General features: G+C 71.1%; 23 protein-coding genes. 6 read left to right on the top strand and 17 right to left on the bottom strand.

Annotated features, from left to right (window positions below):
- Positions 1–26 precede the first annotated feature (26 nt).
- Positions 27–683, top strand: a complete 657-nt coding sequence (locus GEV27_RS02665) for an SDR family oxidoreductase (protein WP_153933398.1) — start codon at positions 27–29, stop codon at positions 681–683.
- A 14-nt stretch (positions 684–697) separates the two neighbouring features.
- Here the strand turns inward: GEV27_RS02665 and GEV27_RS02660 are convergent, their stop codons facing one another.
- On the bottom strand, positions 698–1732 hold the full coding sequence (locus GEV27_RS02660) for an AMP-binding protein (RefSeq protein ID WP_309221993.1): 1035 nt from the start codon (positions 1730–1732) through the stop codon (positions 698–700).
- Positions 1729–2289, bottom strand: coding sequence for a hypothetical protein (locus GEV27_RS02655; protein WP_153909961.1), 561 nt, complete (start codon positions 2287–2289; stop codon positions 1729–1731). The genes GEV27_RS02660 and GEV27_RS02655 overlap by 4 nt, the downstream gene beginning before the upstream one ends.
- A gap of 77 nt (positions 2290–2366) precedes the next feature.
- Here GEV27_RS02655 and GEV27_RS02650 point away from each other — a divergent pair, with 77 nt between their 5' ends.
- Together GEV27_RS02650 and GEV27_RS02645 are read left to right on the top strand one after the other, a co-directional pair.
- Entirely contained in the window at positions 2367–3251 is an 885-nt protein-coding gene (locus GEV27_RS02650; protein WP_153933397.1) for a 1,4-dihydroxy-2-naphthoate polyprenyltransferase, read from the top strand.
- A gap of 1 nt (position 3252) precedes the next feature.
- The gene (locus GEV27_RS02645; protein ID WP_243838783.1) at positions 3253–3747 is read left to right on the top strand and encodes a metallophosphoesterase family protein; all 495 of its coding nucleotides are present in this window, start codon (positions 3253–3255) and stop codon (positions 3745–3747) included.
- Positions 3748–3751: 4 nt separating this feature from the next.
- Here the strand turns inward: GEV27_RS02645 and GEV27_RS02640 are convergent, their stop codons facing one another.
- Both GEV27_RS02640 and GEV27_RS02635 read right to left on the bottom strand, forming a co-directional pair.
- Positions 3752–4834, bottom strand: coding sequence for a PLP-dependent cysteine synthase family protein (locus tag GEV27_RS02640; protein ID WP_309221992.1), 1083 nt, complete (start codon positions 4832–4834; stop codon positions 3752–3754).
- Positions 4815–5081 (bottom strand): DUF4229 domain-containing protein, encoded by a 267-nt coding sequence (locus GEV27_RS02635; RefSeq protein ID WP_153654523.1) that lies wholly within the window; start codon positions 5079–5081, stop codon positions 4815–4817. The genes GEV27_RS02640 and GEV27_RS02635 overlap by 20 nt, the downstream gene beginning before the upstream one ends.
- Positions 5082–5150: 69 nt before the next feature.
- Here GEV27_RS02635 and GEV27_RS02630 point away from each other — a divergent pair, with 69 nt between their 5' ends.
- Complete coding sequence (locus GEV27_RS02630; protein ID WP_153933396.1) at positions 5151–5420, top strand: PLDc N-terminal domain-containing protein; 270 nt, start codon at positions 5151–5153, stop codon at positions 5418–5420.
- A 15-nt stretch (positions 5421–5435) separates the two neighbouring features.
- Here the strand turns inward: GEV27_RS02630 and GEV27_RS02625 are convergent, their stop codons facing one another.
- Together GEV27_RS02625 and GEV27_RS02620 are read right to left on the bottom strand one after the other, a co-directional pair.
- Positions 5436–6494 carry an ABC transporter permease gene (locus GEV27_RS02625; protein ID WP_153933395.1) on the bottom strand — a complete coding sequence of 353 codons (1059 nt, stop codon included), beginning with the start codon at positions 6492–6494 and terminating at the stop codon, positions 5436–5438.
- On the bottom strand, positions 6491–7393 hold the full coding sequence (locus GEV27_RS02620; RefSeq protein ID WP_153909958.1) for an ABC transporter ATP-binding protein: 903 nt from the start codon (positions 7391–7393) through the stop codon (positions 6491–6493). Before GEV27_RS02620 ends, GEV27_RS02625 begins: the two co-directional genes overlap by 4 nt.
- Positions 7394–7590: 197 nt before the next feature.
- On the opposite strand from GEV27_RS02620, the gene GEV27_RS02615 reads away from it, so the two are divergent.
- On the top strand, positions 7591–8577 hold the full coding sequence (locus tag GEV27_RS02615; RefSeq protein WP_153933394.1) for a type IV toxin-antitoxin system AbiEi family antitoxin domain-containing protein: 987 nt from the start codon (positions 7591–7593) through the stop codon (positions 8575–8577).
- 105 nt (positions 8578–8682) lie between these two features.
- On the opposite strand, the gene ccsB is transcribed toward GEV27_RS02615, so the two are convergent.
- The 6 genes from ccsB to hemL are packed head-to-tail and all read right to left on the bottom strand — an operon-like array spanning position 8683 to position 14525.
- Entirely contained in the window at positions 8683–9618 is a 936-nt protein-coding gene (gene ccsB, locus GEV27_RS02610; RefSeq protein WP_153654528.1) for a c-type cytochrome biogenesis protein CcsB, read from the bottom strand.
- On the bottom strand, positions 9615–11222 hold the full coding sequence (locus GEV27_RS02605) for a cytochrome c biogenesis protein ResB (RefSeq protein WP_153909957.1): 1608 nt from the start codon (positions 11220–11222) through the stop codon (positions 9615–9617). Before GEV27_RS02605 ends, ccsB begins: the two co-directional genes overlap by 4 nt.
- The gene (locus GEV27_RS02600) at positions 11219–11971 is read right to left on the bottom strand and encodes a cytochrome c biogenesis CcdA family protein (protein WP_153654530.1); all 753 of its coding nucleotides are present in this window, start codon (positions 11969–11971) and stop codon (positions 11219–11221) included. The genes GEV27_RS02605 and GEV27_RS02600 overlap by 4 nt, the downstream gene beginning before the upstream one ends.
- Positions 11968–12546, bottom strand: a complete 579-nt coding sequence (locus GEV27_RS02595; protein ID WP_153909956.1) for a TlpA disulfide reductase family protein — start codon at positions 12544–12546, stop codon at positions 11968–11970. The genes GEV27_RS02600 and GEV27_RS02595 overlap by 4 nt, the downstream gene beginning before the upstream one ends.
- A 4-nt stretch (positions 12547–12550) precedes the next feature.
- The gene (locus GEV27_RS02590; RefSeq protein ID WP_153654532.1) at positions 12551–13201 is read right to left on the bottom strand and encodes a histidine phosphatase family protein; all 651 of its coding nucleotides are present in this window, start codon (positions 13199–13201) and stop codon (positions 12551–12553) included.
- 7 nt (positions 13202–13208) lie between these two features.
- Positions 13209–14525, bottom strand: coding sequence for a glutamate-1-semialdehyde 2,1-aminomutase (gene hemL, locus GEV27_RS02585; protein WP_309221991.1), 1317 nt, complete (start codon positions 14523–14525; stop codon positions 13209–13211).
- A gap of 175 nt (positions 14526–14700) precedes the next feature.
- Here hemL and GEV27_RS17520 point away from each other — a divergent pair, with 175 nt between their 5' ends.
- Entirely contained in the window at positions 14701–15945 is a 1245-nt protein-coding gene (locus tag GEV27_RS17520; RefSeq protein WP_194944108.1) for a lytic transglycosylase domain-containing protein, read from the top strand.
- On the opposite strand, the gene hemB is transcribed toward GEV27_RS17520, so the two are convergent.
- Genes hemB through GEV27_RS02555 form a run of 5 tightly spaced genes read right to left on the bottom strand, consistent with a single transcriptional unit; the run spans position 15939 to position 21475 of the window.
- A complete protein-coding gene (hemB, locus tag GEV27_RS02575; RefSeq protein ID WP_153933393.1) occupies positions 15939–16919 on the bottom strand; it encodes a porphobilinogen synthase in 981 nt (326 codons plus the stop codon). The two genes, GEV27_RS17520 and hemB, sit on opposite strands and share 7 nt — an antisense overlap.
- Positions 16920–16921: 2 nt before the next feature.
- Positions 16922–18532 (bottom strand): uroporphyrinogen-III synthase, encoded by a 1611-nt coding sequence (locus GEV27_RS02570; RefSeq protein WP_153655129.1) that lies wholly within the window; start codon positions 18530–18532, stop codon positions 16922–16924.
- Between the two features lie 44 nt (positions 18533–18576).
- Positions 18577–19500 (bottom strand): hydroxymethylbilane synthase, encoded by a 924-nt coding sequence (gene hemC, locus GEV27_RS02565; RefSeq protein ID WP_153933392.1) that lies wholly within the window; start codon positions 19498–19500, stop codon positions 18577–18579.
- Positions 19497–20789 (bottom strand): glutamyl-tRNA reductase, encoded by a 1293-nt coding sequence (locus GEV27_RS02560; protein ID WP_153654536.1) that lies wholly within the window; start codon positions 20787–20789, stop codon positions 19497–19499. The genes hemC and GEV27_RS02560 overlap by 4 nt, the downstream gene beginning before the upstream one ends.
- Positions 20786–21475 carry a redox-sensing transcriptional repressor Rex gene (locus GEV27_RS02555; protein WP_153654537.1) on the bottom strand — a complete coding sequence of 230 codons (690 nt, stop codon included), beginning with the start codon at positions 21473–21475 and terminating at the stop codon, positions 20786–20788. The genes GEV27_RS02560 and GEV27_RS02555 overlap by 4 nt, the downstream gene beginning before the upstream one ends.
- Positions 21476–21493: the final 18 nt, after the last annotated feature.

Here is a 21493-nt window from a genome sequence, read left to right as displayed (position 1 = left end):
ACCGTCACGACCGTAACGTGGACGGCATGAGCCGAATCGCGATAGTCGGAGGCCACGGCAAGATCGCCCGCCTCCTGATCCCCCTTCTCGTCGACGGCGGGCACGTGCCCGTCGCCCTCATCCGCAACCCCGACCACACCGCCGAGCTGGAGTCGGCCGGCGCCGAGGTCACCCTCCTCGACATCGAGGCGTCCGACACCGACGACTTCGCCCGCGCCTTCGACGGCGTCGACGCCGTCGTGTTCGCCGCCGGCGGTGGCGCCGACGGCAACATCGAGCGCAAGAAGACCGTCGACCTCGGCGGCTCGCTGAAGTCGATCGACGGTGCGGCCCGCGCCGGCGTGACCCGTTTCGTGCAGATCTCCGCGATGGGCGTCGACGAGCCGCTCGCGGACGACACCAAGGACACCTGGGTCGCGTACGTCGAGGCCAAGCGCGACGCCGACGTCGCCCTCCGGGAGAGCAGCCTGGACTGGACGATCGTGCGTCCCGGCGGCCTGACCGACGACCCCGGCACGGGCTCGATCACCCTGGCCGAGAAGGTCGACCGCGGGCAGATCCCCCGCGCCGACGTCGCCGCCCTCATCGCCGCGGTCCTCCCCGACCGCTCGACGTACGGCAAGCAGTGGGAGGTCATCAGCGGCGACACCCCGATCGCCGACGCGATCTCCTCGGCGAGCTGAGCCGTACCGGCCTCTCAGCCCGTGTTCCCCTGCAACGCCCGGCGGTCGACCTTGCCGCCGGGCAGCAGGGGCAGCTCGTCCAGCAGCACGACGTCCCGAGGGGCCCAGCTCCGCGGCAGCCCGCGCTCCTCGACCGCGTCCCGCAGCGCGTCGAGGCGCAGCCCGTCGAGGCACACCGCATCGGCCGGCACGACGTACGCCACGACCCGCGTGCCCCACTCCTCGTCCGCGGCACCGAGCGCGATCGCATCACGCACGCCGTCGACCTCGCGCAGGGTGCGGGTGACCGCGGGCAGCGCGATGTTGACCCCGCCGCTGATGACCACGTCGTCCGACCGCCCCGTGACCCGCAGCCTGCCGTCGACGATCTCACCGAGGTCCGCGGTCGCGAACCAGCCGTCGCGCAGCACTGCGGCGGTCGCGGCGGGATCGGCATAGCCGTCGAACAGCACGGGGCCCGCGAGCAGCACCTGCCCCGTCTCGTCGACGCGCATCTGCACGCCGTCGAGCGGGACGCCGTCGTAGACGCAACCACCGCACGTCTCGCTCATGCCGTACGTCCGCACGAGGTTGACCCCCTCGAGCGCGTCGAGCAGGTCCTGGGGCGCCGCGGCCCCGCCGATCAGGAGCGCGTCGAGTGACCTGAGGACATCGACTGAGCCGCTCTCGACCAGCCGGTGCGCCTGGGTCGGCACGAGCGATGCGTAGCGCCGTCCGCCGGGGATCGCGCGGATCGCGTCGGCCAGCGACGGGTGCTCCGCGGCGTGGACGGGCTCGAGTCCCGCGAGCGCCGAGCGCACCAGCACCTGCAACCCGCCCACGCCCGTCACCGGCATCGCCTGGAGCCAGCCACCCGGCCCACCGAGCCGGGCCAGGCTCGCCCGCGCCGAGGCGAGCATCGCCGCGTGGGACAGGATCACGTCCTTGGGCTCGCCCGTGCTCCCGGACGTACGGATCACGATCGGCTCCCCGCCCTCGCGGACCCACTCCTCGACCAGGGCGAACACCTCACGCGGCTCGCCCGACACCGGACGCAGGCTCGCGCTCACGCAGGCTCCCCCGGCACGGCCGGGACGTCCAGCGGACGTTTGAGGTACGTCCACGGGAACCACATCGAGCCGATGCGCTCCCAGCCCGCCGCCTCCAGGTCCTTGACCCGGCCGCTGCCCACCACGGCACGGCAGTGCTCCCACTGGACCGGCGACTTCTCGACGTCGTGGAACAGCGGGCCGAAGCCGACCGAGTGCCAGCCGTGCCGGCCCCACTCGTTGAGCTGGTCGATCTCGGTGAACGCCGTGAGGCCGACCAGCTGGCGGTGCTCGGCGGTGCCCGGGATGACCGTGGGACGACGGCCGAAGCGCTGCTGAGCCGCCTGCCGGGACATGCCCAGAGCGGTGCCGATGGCCTCCCAGCTCAGGCCGGCCGCGCGGGCGGAGGACACCGCCGCCAGCAGCAGCGTGTTGGTCTCCTCGTGCGCGCGGCGGGTGATCACGACCAGGTCGAGGTGCGCCTCGGGCTCCTGCTCGAGGCGTTGCTCGAGGCTGGGGTCCAGCTGGGCGACCGCCCGTGCGATCAGGTCCGAGAGCTCCGCGTCATCGATCGCCATGGCGTCAACGCTAGCTTGACACCGAAGCCGCGTCAATCGGAGGTTGACAGGTCGGGCGAGTGGCAGACTGGTGCGTCATGACCGCCACCCACTCCCCCGCCCAGCTCTGGATCGCCGGAGCGCGGCCGCGCACCCTGCCCGCCGCGGTCGCACCCGTCCTGGCCGGCACCGGCGCGGCGGCGTACTCCGACTCCGTGGTGTGGTGGAAGGCCCTGCTGGCCCTGGGCGTCTCGCTCGCTCTCCAGGTCGGCGTCAACTACGCCAACGACTACTCCGACGGGGTCAAGGGCACCGACGACAACCGGGTCGGTCCGCTGCGTCTCGTCGGCTCCGGGCTGGTCCCGGCCAAGCGGGTCAAGGCGGCCGCCCTCCTGTTCCTCGGCATCGGCGGCGTGCTCGGGTTCGTCCTGGCCGCGACCTCCAGCTGGTGGATGCTGCTGGTGGGCGTCGCGGCGATCGGTGCCGCGTGGACCTACACCGGCGGCCCGTCTCCCTACGGCTACCGCGCGCTCGGCGAGGTCAGCGTGTTCGTCTTCTTCGGCCTCGTGGCGGTGCTCGGCACGGCGTACGTGCAGGTCGAGGAGATCACCGCGCCCGCGGTGGCCGCCGCGATCGGCATCGGCGCCCTGGCGTGCGCGATCCTGGTGGCCAACAACCTGCGCGACATCCCCACCGACTCGGTCACCGGCAAGCGCACGCTCGCGGTCGTCCTCGGCGACGCGGGCACCCGGAGGCTCTACGGCCTGCTCATGGTCGTGGCGATCGGCGCCCTCGTGTGGGCTGCGTTCTCCACCCCGTGGGCGCTCCTCGGCCTGCTCGCCCTGCCCCTGATCGGTCGCGCCGCGAGCATCGTGGCGTCCGGGGCGAAGGGCATGGCGCTGATCCCGGTCCTGCGCGACAGCGGGCTCATCGAGCTCGTGTACGCAGCGGGGCTCGCGATCGGCCTGGCGATCGGCGGCTGACGTGCTGCGCGTCGCGGTCGTGTCCGACACCCACGCCCCACGGTTCTGGAAGGCGATGCCCCCGGCGGTCGCCGAGCAGCTCACCGACGTCGACGTGATCCTGCACGCGGGCGACGTGTGCGTCCCGTCGGTGCTCGACGAGCTCGCGGCGTACGCGCCCGTGCACGTCGTCGCGGGCAACAACGACGGTGCGGACGTGACCGCCTGGGGCGCGCCGGAGACGCTCGAGCTCGAGCTCGACGGCGTGCGCATCGCGATGATCCACGACTCGGGCCCCAAGCAGGGTCGTGCGGCGCGGATGCGCCGGCGCTTCCCCGACGCGGACCTGGTCGTGTTCGGCCACTCGCACATCCCGTGGGACACCGAGCAGGACGGTCAGCGGCTGCTCAACCCGGGGTCGCCGACGGACAAGCGCCGGCAGCCGCGCGGCACGATGGCCCGCCTCGTGCTCGACGCCGGCCGGATCGTCTCGCTCGAGCTCGTCCCCACGACCTGAGCCGCTAGACCTGCGGCAGCACCCCGGTCGCGGAGAACTCCTCGAGCGCCGCGGCGTACGGGGCGATGTCGATGCCCTTGTCGGCCAGCCACGCGTCGTCGTAGTAGGTGTGCGCATAGCGTTCGCCGCCGTCGCACAGCAGGGTGACGACGCTGCCCTCCTGGCCGTCCTCGACCATCTGCCCGATCACGCCCAGCGATGCCCACACGTTCGTGCCGGTGGACCCGCCGACCGGACGCCCGAGGATGCCCGAGACCCAGCGCATCGTGGCGAGGGACGCCGCATCGGGCACCCGGACCATGTCGTCGATGACCCCGCCGACGAACGACGGCTCGATCCGCATACGGCCGATGCCCTCGATGCGCGACGGGCTCGATGTCGTGACGTCGGAGCGGTCGGACTCCCAGCCCTCGAGGAATGCCGAGTTCTCCGGATCGGCCACCGCGATCCGCGTCTCGAAGCGGCGGTAGCGCACGAAGCGCCCGATCGTCGCAGACGTGCCGCCGGTGCCCGCGCTCACCACGATCCAGCTCGGGCAGGGGTGACGCTCGGCGGACATCTGCTCGTAGATCGACTCCGCGATGTTGTTGTTGCCCCGCCAGTCGGTCGCCCGCTCGGCGTACGTGAACTGATCCATGTAGTGCCCGCCGCACGCGGTCGCGAGATCGCGGGCGACGTCGTACACGGTGCCGGGATCGTCCACGAGGTGGCAGCGCCCGCCGTAGAACTCGATCAGCGCGATCTTCTCGGTGCTCGTCGAGGCCGGCATCACGGCGACGAACGGCAGGCCGATGAGCCGCGCGAAGTACGCCTCGCTGACCGCCGTGGACCCGCTGGACGCCTCGATCACGGTCGACGACGGGTTGATCCAGCCGTTGCACAACGCGTACAGGAACAGCGACCGCGCGAGGCGGTGCTTCAGGCTGCCCGTGGGGTGGACCGACTCGTCCTTGAGGTACAGGTCGATGCCCGGGACAGGGATCGGCAGGACGTGCAGATGGGTGTCGGCGCTGCGGTTGGCGTCGGCCTCGACCCGGCGGATCGCCTCGGCGATCCAGGCCCGGCTCTCAGTCGACGTCTTCGGCACGGCGGGACTCCTCCAGCCGCGACGACATGCGCTCGGCGCGTGCGTGGACGTCCGCCGCGAGGCGCGCCCGCAAGCCCGACAGCGCGAAGATCGAGATGATCGAGGAGATCACCAGCGCGATCAGCAGCACGAAGATGTTGACGACCTCGGTGCGCTCGAAGAAGATCGGCGCCGCGAACCACACGACCGCGAACACCACCGCGAAGACCGCGAACCGAGCCAGGGTGTAGGTCCAGAATGCCTTCATGCTTCCAGCCTAATCGGTCGCACACGCAGTTCATCCTGCCGGTTGTGAACGCCCCGATACGGTGGGCACATGGGGAAGGCAGTTCTGGTCGTCATCGGCGTCGTCGTGTTCGTGTACGCGGTGTTCGACCTGGTGGCGACCCCCAAGTCGCGAGTCAAGCTGCTCCCCAAGATCCTGTGGTTCGTGATCCTGCTCGTGCCGATCGTCGGGCCGATGCTGTGGATCTTCTGGGGTCACATCGGGGACGCCCCGCCCAAGCCCCGCAGCTCGGGCGGCTGGTCTCCCCCGCCGGGGCCCCGCGGACCCGACGACGACCCCGACTACCTGCGCGGACTCTGAGCTCGCCGCGGCCGCTCAGTCGTCCCAGCGGAAGACCCGCGCCGCGATCGCGGTGACGACGATCGCGAAGCCGAGCAGGATCGCCATGGGCACGAGCGCCGCGGACGGCCCCTCCCCACGCACCATGGTGTCGAGCATCCCGTCGTTGAGGTGCTTGAGCGGCAGCACCTTGCTCACCGCCGTGACGTAGCCGGGCGCCCCGTCGAGCGGGAAGAACGAGCCGGACAGGAACGCCATCGGCAGCACCACGAAGTTGGCGATGCCGACCGCAGCCTCCTCGGTCCGGGCCACGGCCCCCGCGAGCAGGCCGATCGCCATGAACGCCAGGGTGCCGCAGATCAGGAGCGGCACGATCATCGGCCACGAGCCGGTCAGCCGCAGCCCGAACAGCACCATCCCCACCCCGAGGAAGATCGCGGCCTGGACCACCGCGATCGCGATCGACACGGCGACGCGCGCCGTGACGACCGAGCTCGTCGAGATGGGCGCGAGTCGCAGCCGGCGCAGCAGCCCGTTCTTGCGCCAGACCACGAGGTTGGTCGCGGCGCCGAAGGTCGCGCCCGACGCGATCGCCCAGCCCATGAGGCCTGGCGTGTAGTACTGGATCGCCTTCAGCGACTCGTCCTCGACCTGGTCGGTCGTGAGGGTGAACTTCGGCTTCTGCCCCGTCTCGGCGATGTTGGCCGACTGGACGATCGCCTGGAACGTGCCCTGGACCGTCGCGGCCTGCACCTGGTCGGCCCGCGAGTAGCGGACGAGCAGGTCGTCGCCCTGCTGGGAGATGACCGCGTCGGCGTCCCCCTTGCGCACCTTCTCGATCGCGTCCTTCAGATCGGACGACTTGGTGATCTTCAGGCTCTCGTCGAGGTACGTCTTGAGCTGCTTGGGCGTCTCGTCGAGGACGGACACCGGGCCGACCTGGATGATCTCGGACCGGGACGTCCCGTCGTCGGTGAAGAGGCCGCCGAACAGCACGAGGAACATGAGCGGGAAGATCACCGCGAAGAAGAACGCCATCCGGTCGCGGAAGAAGCCCTTGAGCATCGCGCGGGCCAGGCTGCGGAAGGCGGTCATGCGCGGTACTGCCGGCCGGTGAGGTCGAGGAAGACGTCCTCGAGGGAGGCGCCCTTGACGCTGAGGCCCGCGAGCGCGTCGCGGGCGGCGAGATCGCTGAGCACCCGGGAGGCGTCCCGCGTCGTGATCGTGGTGCCCGAGCCGTCGACCTCGACCACGTCGCCGCCCGCGACGGCGCGGGCGTCCTGCGCGGACAGCGTGCCCGGCGCGAGGCTGATCCGCACGGGCGCGTCGAGCCCCCTCACCAGGGCGGCCGGGGTGTCCATCTCGAGGATCTTGCCGGCGTCCATGATCGCGACCCGGTCGCACAGCACCTCCGCCTCGTCCATGTAGTGCGTCGTCAGGATCACGGTCCTTCCGGAGGCGTTGATCGTGCGCAGCACGTCCCACAGGTTGTGCCGGGCCTGCGGGTCGAGCGCCGCGGTGGGCTCGTCGAGGAAGACGACCTCGGGGTCGTGGATGAGGGCACACGCGATCGACAGCCGCTGCTTCTGGCCGCCGGACAGATCCTCGGTGCGGACGTCGGCCTTGTCGACCAGGCCGACCTGCTCGAGCATCTCGTCGGTGCGTCCCGCGGGCACCCCGTAGAGCGCGCCAAACGTGTCGAGCTGCTCGCGGGCGGTCAGCCGCTCGAAGAACGAGGACGCCTGCAGCTGCACCCCCATGCGGCGCTGCAGCTCGGGCTCGCGCTTCCACGGCTCGTGCTCGTCGATCCGCACGGTGCCACCCATCGGCTTGCGCAGCCCCTCGACCATCTCCAGCGTCGTGGTCTTGCCCGCGCCGTTGGGCCCGAGCAGCCCGAAGAACTCCCCCGGCGCGACCGTGAAGCTCACCCCGTCCACCGCCCGCACGTCCCCGTACGTCATGACGAGCCCCTCGGCCCGAATCTCCACACCCATCCCCCGACCCTAAGCCCCGTCGTCGGTTTCCCACGGGACCGTGGGGTTTGTGCACTCCCCTCGCGTCTCAGCGCGCGGGACGTGCACAAGACGCTCGGAAAGTGCGCCCGTCCACAGGACGTCCCCGCGGCCCCGGCCGTCCACAGGCGGCCCGCGACCCCCTCCCCCAGCCTGCTCACCCTGGCGAGCATCGACGGATGAACCTCGACGACCTCATCGCCACCGGCCGCGGCTACGTCACGCGTGGACAGTTCCTCGACAGCGGATACGACGACCGCGACATCCGGGCGGCGGTCCGCACGGGTCTGCTGCGGCGACGTCGCCAGGGCGTGTACGTGCACGCCGCGACGTTCGACGTCCTCTCACCCGAGCAGCAGCACATCATCGACGTACGATCGGTGGCCGACAAGCTCGGCCCCGCCGTCGCGATCAGCCACCAGTCGGCCTGCGCGATCCACGGGGCCGCCATGTACGGGACACCCCTGGACCGCATCCACGTGACCCGTCTCGACGGCGCGGCCGGGCGCACCGCCCACGGGATCGTGCACCACGAGGGACGCATCCTCCGTGACGACGACCTCGAGGAGATCGACGGCATGCTGGTGGTCAAGGCGCCGCGGGCGATCTTCGAGCTCAGCACGACCGGCACGGTCGAGTCGGCCATCGTCGTGATGGACTCCGGACTGCACCTCGCCCTCACGACGCCCGAGCAGCTGGCCGATCTCGGCGACCGGTTCGAGAGCTGGCCGGGAGCGCGCCGGGCCCGCTACGCCGCGTCGCTCGCGGACGGACGCGCGGAGTCACCCGGCGAGTCCCGCTCGCGCTACCTGTTCCGCCGGCACAACCTGCCGACGCCCCAGCTGCAGGTCCCTGTCCACGACGAGGACGGCGAGCTGATCGGCTGGACCGACTTCGGCTGGATCGAGTACCGGCACCTCGGGGAGTTCGACGGCAAGGTCAAGTACGGCGGGCTGCCGGACGATCTGCGTACGCCGCAGGAGATCGCGTTCGCCGAGAAGAACCGCGAGGACCGGATCCGCCGCCAGCTGTTCGGGGTGAGCCGATGGACGTGGCGGGAGATCGAGCCCTCGCGCGAGCACGCGACGGTGCGCCGCATCGAGGGCGAGCTCCACCAGTCGCGCCGGCTCTACACCCGGAACCGCGTCATCATTCCGCTCGACTGATTACTTCCCGCGCGTCCTTGTCACTTCCCTCGCGTCGTGACCCGCGGGAAGTGACCAAACCCCACGGTCCCGTGGGAAACCGGCAACGGGGGGACCTGCGCGGGGCTACTTCGCGTAGGAGTGGAGGCCGCCGACGAAGAGGTTGACGCCGACGAAGTTGAACACGAACGTCGCGAAGCCGATGAGGGCGAGGATCGCGGCGGCCTTGCCCTTCCAGCCGGCGGTCGCCCGGGCGTGCAGGTAGCCCGCGTAGACGACCCAGGTGATGAACGCCCAGACCTCCTTGGGGTCCCAGCCCCAGTAGCGTCCCCACGCGTACTGCGCCCAGATCGGTCCCGCGATGAGGGCCGCGAAGGTCCAGATCGGGAAGCCGAACGCGTGCACGCGGTACGCGAGCTGGTCGATCTTGGCAGCGGGCGGGATGCGCCACAGGAAGCCCGTGCGCTCGCCCTCGGGCGTCGTGCGCTCGGCCTTGGCCTTGACGAGGTAGAGCACCGACGCCGCGGCGCCGACGAGGAAGGCGGCACCCGCGATCATCGCGCCGAGCACGTGGATCACGAGCCAGTACGAGTGCAGTGCGGGGACGAGCGGTCCCGCGGGCACGAAGACCAGGGCGGAGGCGCCCAGCACGACGGTGCCGGCACCCGTGATGATCGGTCCGACCCAGTCGATGTCCCAGACCCGCACCAGCACGACGTACGCGATGAGGGCGGCCAGGGTCGAGGCGCAGCCGAACTCGTACATGTTGCCCCACGGCACGCGCTCGGCCGAGAGCCCGCGCGCGACCACGCCGGCGAGCAGCACGACGGTCGCGAGCTGCGTGAGCGAGAAGCCGATGCCACCTGCCATGTTGCTGCGCTGGACCGGGTCCGACGCAGGAGCCGGAGCCGGCTCGCCGTCGGTGAGCACCAGCTCGCGGTCCGGGGCGACGCCCCGCGCGAGGCTCCACTGCAGGACGTACGCCACGAAGGCGAGGGCCAGGATGCCGGTCGCGGAGGCGACAGCGTAGTTCGAGAACTGTTCGTACTGAGCGAGCGTCATGCCTGCACTCTTTCGTCGGTGTGCGTGAGCGAGTCCTTCAACCGCTCCAGGAAGTCGTCCAGGTCAGCGGGCAGGTCATCACGGGGCACACGGTCCAGGACGGCGACGTCCACCACGGTACGTGAGCCGTCCCGACGAGTGCGAATCCAGGTCCTGCGCGGCTTGACCGTCAGCGAGACCATGAGACCGATCAGGCCCGCGATGATGCCGATCAGCGGCACCTTGACCAGCGGGGCCGAGCTGATCTGGAACCGCGCGAACTGCGCGACCTCGACGAACTCGATCGTCCCGCCGTCGGGCAGGTCCGCGGTCTGACCGGGGGCCAGCGAGATCCGCAGGTTCTTGCCGTTCTCCTTGTACTGCGTCATGTCGGACTTGTCGAGGATGAAGACCGACTGCGGAGTGCCGTCGTCCAGGCCGAGATCGCCGTGCCAGACGTTGAACGACAGCAGCGGGTTGGCAGCGGCCGGGTGGACCGAGATCGAGACGCCGTTCTGCTCCGCGGCGGTCGGCAGGAAGAAGCCCTGGAAGCCGAGCTGCTCGGGCTGCGCGTCCGGCACCTTCAAGATCCCGTTGGAGGTGTACGTCGCATCGGCCGGCAGGAACGGCACCGCGTCGTCGAAGACCACGTCGCCCTTGCTGTCGGTGACCTTGAGCACCGGCGCATAGCCCTGGCCCACGAGGTAGACCGATGTGCTGCCGATCGACAGCGGGTGGTTGACCGTGATGTCGAACGGCTTCTCGGCCGAGCCGGGCTCGGAGGTGTACGTCCCCTGGGCGCGGAACTCGCGCGGGGCGCCGGCCTGCTGGCTGCCGAAGGGCTGGAACCGGGCGGTCATCTTGTCGAGGGTCAGCGCGAACGGCGGCAGGTCGCCGTTGGTGAACAGGGCGCCCGCGCTGAACTCGTCGTACTGGGTCAGCGAGTTGGCGAACTGCCCGCCGTCGTCGGTCACCATGACCGAGCCGCGGTAGCCGAACAGCGTGCCGATCGCGACGCCGATCAGCACCACGACGATGCTGACGTGGAAGACCAGGTTGCCGGCCTCGCGCAGGAAGCCCTTCTCCGCGCTGACCTCGTGCACGCCGTCGCGGTCCACGACGTCGACGCGGGAGCGGCGAAGGACGCTGCGGGCGGCGGTCACCACCTCCTCGGGCGAGCGGTCGGTCTCGAACGAGGCCGACGCCGGCAGGCGCGCGAAGTTGCGGGGCGCGCGAGGCGGACGGGCCCGCAGCGCCCGGAAGTAGACGAACGAGCGGGGCAGGATGCAGCCGATCAGCGACACCATGAGCAGCAGGTAGACCGCGCTGAACCACGGCGAGCTGTAGACGCTGAAGAAGCCGAGGTCGTCGAGGATCGGCGCACTCTTGGGGTGGTCCAGGAAGTACGCCTCGACGGCGCGCGCGTCGACACCGCGCTGCGGCACCAGGGAGCCGGGGATCGCCGCGATGGCGAGCAGCAGGAGCAGGAACAGCGCGGTGCGCATCGACGTCAGCTGACGCCAGAACCACCGGGTGAGCTCGCGGCGGCCGAGGGCCGGGACCGCGTTGGAGGTCCCGCCCCGGCTGGGACGGTCCTCGGTGGTGGGACGCTCGTCGACGCTCATACGGGAGCCTCGAATCCGCCGACCCAGGTCTGCATCTCCCCGACCAGGTCGTTCCACCAGCCGGTCACGAGCATGATCCCGACCGCGATGAGCAGGGAGCCGCCGATGATCGAGACGGCGCGTTGGTGACGGCGGAACCACGAGAGGGCATGCATGAACTTTCCGAAGCCGAGTGCTGCCAGGACGAAGGGGATCCCGAGGCCCAGGCAGTAGGTGAATGCGAGGAAGGCGCCGCGGGCCGCGGTCGCGTCATCCGTCGCGAAGGACAGGCCGAGCACCGCGGCCAGGGTGGGCCCGATGCACGGCGTCCAGCCGAGGCCGAAGAAGACGCCGAGGACCGGCGCGATCGCCAGGCCGACGGCCGGGACGGCGTGGACGCGGCCCTCGCGCTGCAGGAACGGCACGAAGCCGATGAAGACGAGCCCCAGCAGGATCACCAGGATGCCGGTGACGACCGCCAGCGTGTCCTGGTACTGGCGCAGCTCGAGGCCCACGGACCCGAACAGCGCTCCGCCGAGCACGAACACCACCGAGAAGCCGAGGACGAACAGCAGCGCACCCGCGAGCAGCCGCCCACGGCGCGCCGACTCCAGGTCCTGCGCCGCGACCCCCGAGACGTACGAGAGATAGCCCGGCAGCAGCGGCACGACGCACGGGGAGAAGAACGAGACGAGCCCCGCCAGGATCGCCACTGGCGCCGCGAGGAGCAGGTTGCCGGAGGAGACGGTGTCGCTGAACCAGTCGGTCACGCGGTGCTCTTCTGGACGTCGTCGATCAGGTCCGCGAGCGTCGAGGCGCTGACCTTGTCGAGGATCCGGGCGGCCACGCGCCCCTTGGAGTCGATGATCCACGTGGTGGGGATCGCGATGCTCGGCAGGCTGTCGTTGAAGCCCAGGTCGAGCTGACCGCCCTGGTCCTTGAAGCTCGGGTACGTGATGCCCTTGCGGCGGTTGAACGCGATCGCGGTCGCGGGGTCCTTGGTCTTGGTCAGGACGCCGACGAACTGGACGCCCTTGTCGGCGTACTGCTCGGCCACCTCGTCGAGAGCGGGCGCCTCGGCGCGGCACGGCGGGCACCACGGCCCCCAGAGGTTGACCACGATGGTCTTGCCCGCGAAGTCGGCGGTCGACAACGGCTTGCCCTCGAGGTCCTCGCCCTCGAGGACCGGCGCGTCCTTGCGGTCCGCGGGGTCGACGCGGGTGATCGAGCCGTCACCCGACACGTAGCCGTCGGTGGTGCCCCGGTTGCCGGAGCCGCCGCACGCGGCGAGCAGGGCCAGGGCCCCGATCGCCGCGACGGTCCGGGCGCGGAAGCGGTGGGTCATCGGATCAGGCTCCGCCGACGACCTTGCCGCGCAGCGGTGCCGGCAGCAGGTCGGCCGCCGGCTCGCTGTAGGTGCAGCCCACGAACTCGTCGCCGTCGAACGTGAGGCTGGTCAGGCTCGCGAGCGTGCACTGACGCTTGCGCGGATCGTGCACGAAGGTCTTCTTCTCGTACGCCCGGCGGGCGATCCAGACCGGCAGCTGGTGCGACACGATGACCGCCTCGTGCCCGCGGGCCGCCTCACGCGCGTCGTCGACCGCGGCCGTCATGCGCGCGGCGATCTCCTTGTAGGGCTCGCCCCACGACGGACGGATCGGGTTGCGCAGCATCCACCAGTTGCGGGGGTTGGTGAACGCGCCGTTGCCGACGCCGACGGTCTTGCCCTCGAAGAGGTTGTCGGCCTCGATGACCCGATCGTCGGTGTGGACCGGCACCTCGAGCAGCTTGGACAGCGGCTCGGCAGTCTGCTGCGCGCGCTCGAGCGGCGAGGCGACCATGTGCACGATCTCGTTCTTGGACAGGAAGTCCGCGGCCCGGGCCGCCATCTGGTGCCCGAGGTCGGACAGCACGAACTCGGGCAGCCGCCCGTAGAGGACACCCTCGGGGTTGTGGACCTCGCCGTGGCGCATGAGGTGCACGATCGTACGTTCGGACATGGATTTCCTAGCTCTCGGTCGTGGCCTGGGCAGCAGCGCGCGCGGCACCGGGCAGTGCCTCGGCAATTCTAGAGAGTGCCTCCTCGTCGTGGGCAGCCGAGAGGAACCAGCACTCGAATGCGCTCGGCGGGAGATACACGCCGGCGTCCAGCATCGCGTGGAAGAACGGCTTGTAGCGCCACGCCTCCTGCGCCTGCGCACCCGCGAAGTCGGTGACCGGCGCGTCCACGCCCCAGAAGACGCTGAACATGTTGCCGGCGTTCTGCAGGACGTACGGCAGGCCGGTCGGGTCGAGCGCGTCCCGCACCAAGGACTGCAGCTGCGCCGAGACGGCGTCGAGGCGCTCGTACGCCGCCGCGTCCGCGAGCCGCAGCGTCGTCAGGCCCGCAGTCGTCGCGATCGGGTTCCCGGACAGCGTGCCCGCCTGGTAGACCGGGCCGACGGGCGCGAGCTGCTCCATGACGTCGCGCCGTCCACCGAATGCCGCGGCCGGGAAGCCGCCGCCCATGACCTTGCCGTACGTCACGAGATCGGGCGTCCAGCCCTCGCGCTGACCGTCCAGGCCCCAGTGACCCGCCCGGGTGACCCGGAAGCCGGTCATCACCTCGTCACTGATGAACAGCGCGCCGTTCCGTCCGCAGATCTGCGAGAGGAACTGGTTGAAGCCGGGCTCGGGCGGGACGACGCCCATGTTGCCGGCCGCGGCCTCGGTGATGAGGCACGCGATCTGGTCGCCGTGCTCGGCGAACGCCGCCTCGACCGCAGTCCGGTCGTTGTAGGGCAGCACGATCGTGTCGGCGGTGACGTGGGCGGGCACGCCCGGCGTCTCCGGCAGGCCGAGCGTGACGACACCGGAGCCGGCCTGGGCCAGCAGCGCGTCGACGTGTCCGTGATAGCAGCCGGCGAACTTCACGATCTTGTTGCGCCCCGTGAAGCCACGAGCGAGACGGATCGCGGACATCGTCGCCTCGGTTCCGGAGGAGACCATGCGGACGCTCTCGGCGGAGGTCCGGTCGACGATCTCCTCCGCCAGCAGCACCTCGGGCTCGCTGGGCGTCCCGAACGAGGTGCCGCGGGCGGCCGCCTCGCCGACCGCTGCGATCACCTCGGGGTGGGCGTGGCCCAGCAGCATGGGGCCCCACGAGCCGACGAGGTCGACGTAGCGGCGGCCGTCGACGTCCGTGAGCCACGCACCCCGCCCGGAGGCCATGAAGATCGGGGTCCCGCCGACGGCACGGAACGCCCGGACCGGCGAGTTGACACCGCCCGGCGAGACGGCACGGGCGCGGTCGAAGAGCTGCTGCGAGGCGGGTGTCGGGGTCACGGGACCATTGTCTCTCGTCGCACAATCCCCCGGACAGGCGGCTTCTCAGGGCGTGACCCCCGCCTCGCCCGCTCGTTGAACCGGTGACTGCAGGGCTGTACGGCCGTCGGAGGCTGCTGTAACATCGGTTTACGCAAAGGCGCGTGGGTGGCGCCGGTCTGGGGAGGGCACGATCATGGGAGCTCGCACGCTGACGCGCTGGCAGAAGGCCGGCGCTCTCGCACCGATGGTGATCCTGGTGGGCGCGTGGGGCGCAGCCCTCGGCAACTCGGGCCTGGCGACCGCCTCGGGCGGCTCGTCCGACGACGACGTGCCCGCGGTGCCCGCGACCGCGTTCGAGCAGCCCGCCAGCGTGCAGCAGACCCCCCAGGGCGTCGACCGCAAGGCGGGCACCGCCGGCACCGTCGCGACCCTGTCGACCAACGGCATCCCCGCCTCGGCGCTCTCGGCCTATCGCCGCGCCGAGACGCTCCTCGGCCGGGCCGACGACGAGTGCAAGCTGCCCTGGAACCTCGTCGCGGCGATCGGCCGCGTCGAGTCCAACCACGGCCGCACCAACGGCAATGCGCTCAGCTCCGACGGCCTCGCCGAGCCCGGCATCTACGGCGTGCCGCTCGACGGCAAGGACGGCCGGGCCCGCATCCTCGACAGCGACAGCGGCTCCCTCGACAAGAACTCGGTGTACGACCGGGCGGTCGGCCCCATGCAGTTCATCCCCGGCACCTGGAAGTCCGTGGGCGTCGACTCGGACAACGACGGCACCAAGAACCCCCAGGACATCGACGACGCGGCCACCTCGGCCGGCGTGTACCTGTGCTCCGGCGAGGGCGATCTGTCCAAGCGGGCCGACGCCGCCTCGGCGGTCAAGCGCTACAACCACTCGGACTCGTACGTCGAGCTGGTCCTGAAGATCTCGGCGGCGTACGCGGGCGGTGACTTCACCAAGTCGCCCGACGGGCTCTCGACCGCTCCCATCCTGACCTCGACGGCCTCCGACCAGACGCTGAGCGCCTCCGAGCGCAAGGCCGCGGTCAAGGCCGAGCAGAAGGCGGCCAAGAAGCCCAAGCCCCAGAATGACCGCGGCGGGGCCGGCGGCGGCGGCTCGACCGGGGGCGGAACAGGCACCGGCACGGGTGGCGGGACCGGCACCGCGCCCGGCACCGGCGGCGGGACGGGCACGGGCGGTTCGGACGGCGGCAGTGGCGGCGGTGGCACCCCCAGCGGCGGTACGGTCGGCGGCGGCGTCCAGGACCTGGTCGAGGGCACCCCGCTGGCGCCCCTGGCCCCGGTCACCAAGCCCGTCACGGGCCTGCTGACCGCGGTCGAGGCCAACCTGCAGTGCCTCGCGACCGTCGCGACGCTGCCGGTCAGCACCTACCGAGCCCGGTTCGCAGCCTGCATGGCCGCCTTCGGCTACTGAGCGCGCAGGCGGGTGGCGACCTCGGTCGCCCAGTACGTCAGCACGACGTCGGCGCCGGCTCGACGGATCGACACGATGATCTCGTCGATCGCCCGCTCGCGGTCGATCCAGCCGTTCGCCGCCGCGGCCTCGACCATGGCGAGCTCGCCGGAGATGTTGTAGGCCGCGACGGGCACGTCGACCGCCGCACGGACGTCCGCGATGAGGTCGAGATAGCTCAGCGCCGGCTTGACCATGACCATGTCGGCGCCCTCCTCGATGTCGAGGAGCACCTCCCTGATCGCCTCTCGGCCGTTGGCCGGGTCCTGCTGGTAGGTCTTGCGGTCGCCCTGCAGCGATGAGTCGACGGCCTCGCGGAACGGACCGTAGAACGCGGAGGCGTACTTCGCGGCGTACGCGAGGATGACCGTCTCGTCGTGCCCCGCCTCGTCCAGCGCGGCCCGGATCACGCCGACCTGGCCGTCCATCATGCCGCTCGGCGCCACGACGTGGGCCCCGGACTCGGCCTGCACGACACCCATCTGGGCGTACAGCCCCAGGGTCGTGTCGTTGTCGACCCGGCCCCGGTCGTCCAGGACCCCGCAGTGGCCGTGGTCGGTGAACTCGTCGAGGCACAGGTCCGCCATCACGAGCAGGTCGTCGCCGACCTCGGCGCGCGCGTCGGCCAGCGCCACGTTGAGGATCCCGTCGGGATCGAGCGCACCCGATCCCTGCGCGTCCTTGCGCTCGGGCAGGCCGAACAGCATGACGCCCCCGAGTCCCAGCTCCGCCGCCTCGGCGTACGCGCGACGGGCCGAGTCACGCGTGTGCTGGACGACGCCCGGCATGCTGCTGATCGCCCGGACCTCGGTGCGGCCCTCGGCCACGAACATCGGCAGCACCAGCTGGGACGGCTGCACGTGCGTCTCCGCCACCAACCGTCTCATCGCCGGCGACGAGCGCAGGCGACGAGGACGGTCGGCGGGGAACGACATGACTAGGCCTTCCGGCGGGTCGACGGACGCTTCTGCGACGGCTTCGTGACCGGCTCCCCGGCCTCGACGAAGCCGAGGCGACGCGCGGTGCCGAACTCGGCCAGGGCGTCGGCGAGCTCCTCGACCGACGGGGACTCGGCGAGGACGTCGACCCGCAGGCCGTGCTCCTCGGCGGTCTTGGCGGTCGCCGGGCCGATGCACGCGATGATCGTCGACGTGTGCGGCTTGCCGGCGATGCCCACGAGGTTGCGGACCGTGGACGACGAGGTGAACATGACCGCGTCGAACTTGCCGGTCTTGATCGCCTCGCGCGTCGGCGCCGGCGGCGGGGCGGCCCGGACGGTCCGGTAGGCGGTGACGTCGTCGACCTCCCAGCCAAGATCGATCAGGCCGGCCACGAGGGTCTCGGTCGCGATGTCGGCGCGCGGCAGGAAGACCCGGTTGATCGGGTCGAGCAGCTCGTCGTACGGCGGCCAGTCCTCGAGCAGGCCGCGGGCCGACTGCTCGCCCGACGGCATGAGATCGGCGCGGATGCCCCAGGTCGCGATGGCCTCGGCGGTCTTCTGACCGACCGCGGCGATCTTCAGGCCCGAGAACGCGCGCGCGTCGAGCCCGTACTCCTCGAACTTCTCACGCACGGCCTTGACCGCGTTGACGCTCGTGAACGCGACCCACTCGTAACGACCCTCGACCAGACCGCGGACGGCCTTGTCCATCTGCTGCGGGTTGCGGGGCGGCTCGACCGAGATGGTCGGGACCTCCTCGGAGATCGCGCCGAATCCGCGCAGGCGCGATGCGAGACCTGCGGACTGCTCCTTGGTGCGGGGCACCAGGATGCGCCAGCCGTAGAGCGGCTTGGTCTCGAACCACGACAGCGCCTCGCGCATCGAGACGACCTCGCCGACGACCGTGATGGCCGGGGACGTCATGCCGGCGGCCTTGGCGTCCGTGGCGATCTCGGCCAGCGTCGACACGACGGTGGTCTGCTCGGTCGTGGTGCCGACGCGGGTCATCGCCACCGGGGTGTCGGGCTTGCGCCCCGCGTCGATCAGGCCGGTGGCGACCTCACCGATGCGGGCGACGGCCGAGAGCAGGACCAGGGTGTCCTGACCTGCGTGATCGGCCCAGCTGATCGTCGCGTCCCCCACGCTGACGACCGAGTACTCACGGTGCGTGCGGTTGGTCAGCGGCACGCCGGCGTACGCCGGGACCGCCGAGATCGACGAGACGCCGGGCACGATCTCGAAGCCGATGCCGGCCTTGCTGCACGCAGCGGCCTCCTCGGGTCCGGTCGCGTACGTGAACGGATCGCCGGCCATGAGGCGGACGACGTGTCCGCCGCTCTTGGCGTGCTTGACGACGAGGCGGGCGCGAGCGGCGTGGGTGAGGAGCTCGCCGTCCTCACCGACGCCGCCGTCGACGATCTGGGCACCGTTGGTGACGAGTGCCACCTGCTCGGGCAGCTCCGTGATGACGACGTCGGCCTGCGCGAGCAGCTCGGCCGCGCGGACCGTCAGGAGGCTTGCGTCTCCCGGTCCGGCGCCGACGAAGCTCACGTGGCCCCGCGGGGCCTTGCGGGCGGGCGGCGTCGGCGTGGGCGGTGCTTCTCGCATCGGGGTGATGGTCACGGTGTTCCTTTTCTTGGTCTGTCAGGGGGTCAGGAGGCGGCGGCCACGAGGGCGTCGGCACCTTCGGCGAGCATCTCGACAGCAAGACGTTCACCGACCGCGGCAGCCTCGTGAGGGAGGCCGGTCGCGGACAGTCGGATGGTGGGTGAGCCGGAGACGTCTCCGACCACGGCACGAAGCCAGAGCTCAGGGCCGTCGTCGCCGTCGGCGATCTCGGCCAGGGCTCCCACCGGGGCACTGCAGCCGGCCTCGAGTGTCGCGAGGAGGCTTCGCTCGGCAGTGACGGCAGCACGGGTGTCGCTGTCGTCGAGCTGCGCGAGCAGACGAGTGGTCGCGACGTCGTCGACGCGGCACTCGCATGCCAGCGCTCCCTGCCCGGGGGCAGGAAGCATCTGGAGAGGATCAATGACTTCGGTGGCCTCGTCGGCACGACCGAGACGGACCAGGCCGGCACGGGCCAGCAGCACGCCGTCGCACTCGCCCGAGGCGATCTTGCCGATGCGGGTGTCCACGTTGCCGCGGATCCCGACGACCTCGACCCCGAGGCCGAGGGCGTTCAGCTGGGCCTGGCGGCGGGGTGAGCCGGTGCCGACGCGCGCACCCTGCGGCAGCTCGCCGAGGGTCAGGCCGTCACGGGCGACCAGCACGTCGCGCGGGTCCTCGCGGCGCGGGATGGCCGCGACGGCGAGGCGCGGGTCGGGAGTCGTGGGCAGGTCCTTGAGCGAGTGGACGGCGAAGTCGACGTCGCCGCGCACGAGCGCCTCGCGCAGGGCCGCGACGAAGACGCCCTGGCCGCCCATCGAGGCGAGCGGGGCCGTGCTGCGGTCGCCCTCGGTCGAGATCGTCACGAGCTCGACCTCGACGCCGGTCTCCGCACGGAGCCGGTCGGCGATGTGCTGGGACTGGGTCACCGCGAGCGCGCTGGCGCGGGTGCCGAGACGGAGTGCGGTCATGACTTGTCACCCACCTGGGTCACGGCGTCGACCGCGGACTGGTCGAGCGCGAAGAGATCGGCCAGCGCATCGGCGTACGTCAGGCCGGCCGGTCCGTCGATCAGCTGCTGCACGCGCACGGTGGGCGAGTGGATGAGCTTCTCCGCGACGCGGTGCAGGGCCTTGCGGACGTCGGCCCGCTCGTCGTCGGTCAGATTGGGCAGCCGTGACTCGATGCGGGCCTGCTCCGAGGCCACGATGTCGGTCGCCATGGTGCGCAGCGCGACGACCGTCGGCGTGATGTGCGAGGCGGCCTTGGCCGCGAGGAACGTGCGGACCTCGGAGTCCACGATCGAGCGGACCTGGTCGACGTCCGCAGCCAGCTCGGCGTTGGCAGACAGCTGGGACAGGACGATCAGGTCGACGAGGGTGATGCCCTCGATGTCGCCCACCGCGGGGTCGACGTCGCGGGGCAGCGCCAGGTCGAGCAGCGACATGCTGCGTCCCTGCGCTGCGGCCTCGACCCGGGCCGTGTCGAAGACGAAGCCGTTGGCCCCGGTGCAGCTGATCAGCACGTCGGCGCCCGCGAGCTCGACGTCGAGCGCCTGCCAGCGCACCGCGCTCACGCCGAAGGTCGCGACGAGGTTGTACGCACGCTGGTACGTGCGGTTGGCGACCATGATGCGGTGCGGCTCGACACCGCGATCGATGAGCGTACGGACCGCGAGGCTCGCCATCGTGCCGGCACCGGCGACCAGGAATCGGGTGTCCGGGGCGTCGACGACCGCACCTGCGGCGTCGAGGCCGGCCGTGACGATCGACGGGGCGAGCCGGTCGATGCCCGTCTCGGCGTGTCCCCGCTTGCCGATGCGCAGCGCCTGCTGGAACAGGGCGTTGAGCACGGAGCCGACGGTCGACTCGGCCTGCGCAGTGTGCAGGGCGTCGCGGACCTGACCGAGGATCTGGCTCTCGCCGAGGATCATCGAGTCCATGCCCGACGCGACACCGAACAGGTGCGCGACCGCGGCCTCGTCGAAGTGGACGTAGACGTGGCGGACGAAGTCGACACGGTCCAGCCCGGCGTGCTCGGCCAGGAGCCGCGAGATCTCCTCGACGGCGCCGTGGAAGCGCTCGGCCTCGACATAGATCTCGACGCGGTTGCAGGTCGAGATCACGACGGACTCGGAGACGAACGGGGTCTCGAGCACCAGGTGCGAGAGCTTCACCGCCGAGTCGACGTCGAGCGCCGCGTGCTCGAGCACGTCGATGGGAGCCGACTTGTGGGACATCCCCACGACCAACACACTCATATGCCACTCACTTTCGGCTCGATGCCCGCCTTGCGCTGCTCGTGGTACGCGAGGATCTGCAGCTCGATCGACAGGTCGACCTTGCGGACGTCCACGCCGTCGGGCACCTGCACGAGGGCGGGCGCGAAGTTCAAGATGCTGGTGACGCCGGCGGCCACCAGACGGTCGGCGACCTCCTGGGCCGCGGTGCCGGGGGTCGCGATGACGCCGATCGAGATCGCTCGTTCCGCCACGACGGCGGCCAGGTCGTCCATCGACGTGACGGTCAGGCCCGAGACCTCGGTGCCGACCCGCTGCGGATCGGCGTCGACGAGGGCCGCGACACGGATGCCGCGGGTGCTGAAGCCCTGGTAGGCGGAGAGGGCGGAGCCCAGGTTGCCGATGCCGACGATGACGACGTCCCAGTCCTGGGTCTGGCCGATCTCGCGGGCGATCTGGTAGCGCAGGTACTCCACGTCGTAGCCGACGCCGCGGGTGCCGTAGGAGCCGAGATAGGACAGGTCCTTGCGCAGCTTGGCGGGGTTGACACCGGCGTTCTCGGCCAGCTCGATCGAGGAGCACGAGGCGACGCCCTGCTCGGTCAGTGTGTTGAGTGCTCGAAGGTAGACCGGCAGACGGGCGACGGTGGCATCAGGGATGCCACGGGCGCTTCCGTCGGCGAGCCGAGGACTGCGAAGTATGGTCACGGTGCTCCTGCACCGGCA

This window comes from Aeromicrobium sp. S22 (genome assembly GCF_009661045.1).
GTDB classification, from domain to species: Bacteria; Actinomycetota; Actinomycetes; order Propionibacteriales; family Nocardioidaceae; genus Aeromicrobium; species Aeromicrobium yanjiei.
This window is presented reverse-complemented; position numbering and strand designations above follow the sequence as displayed.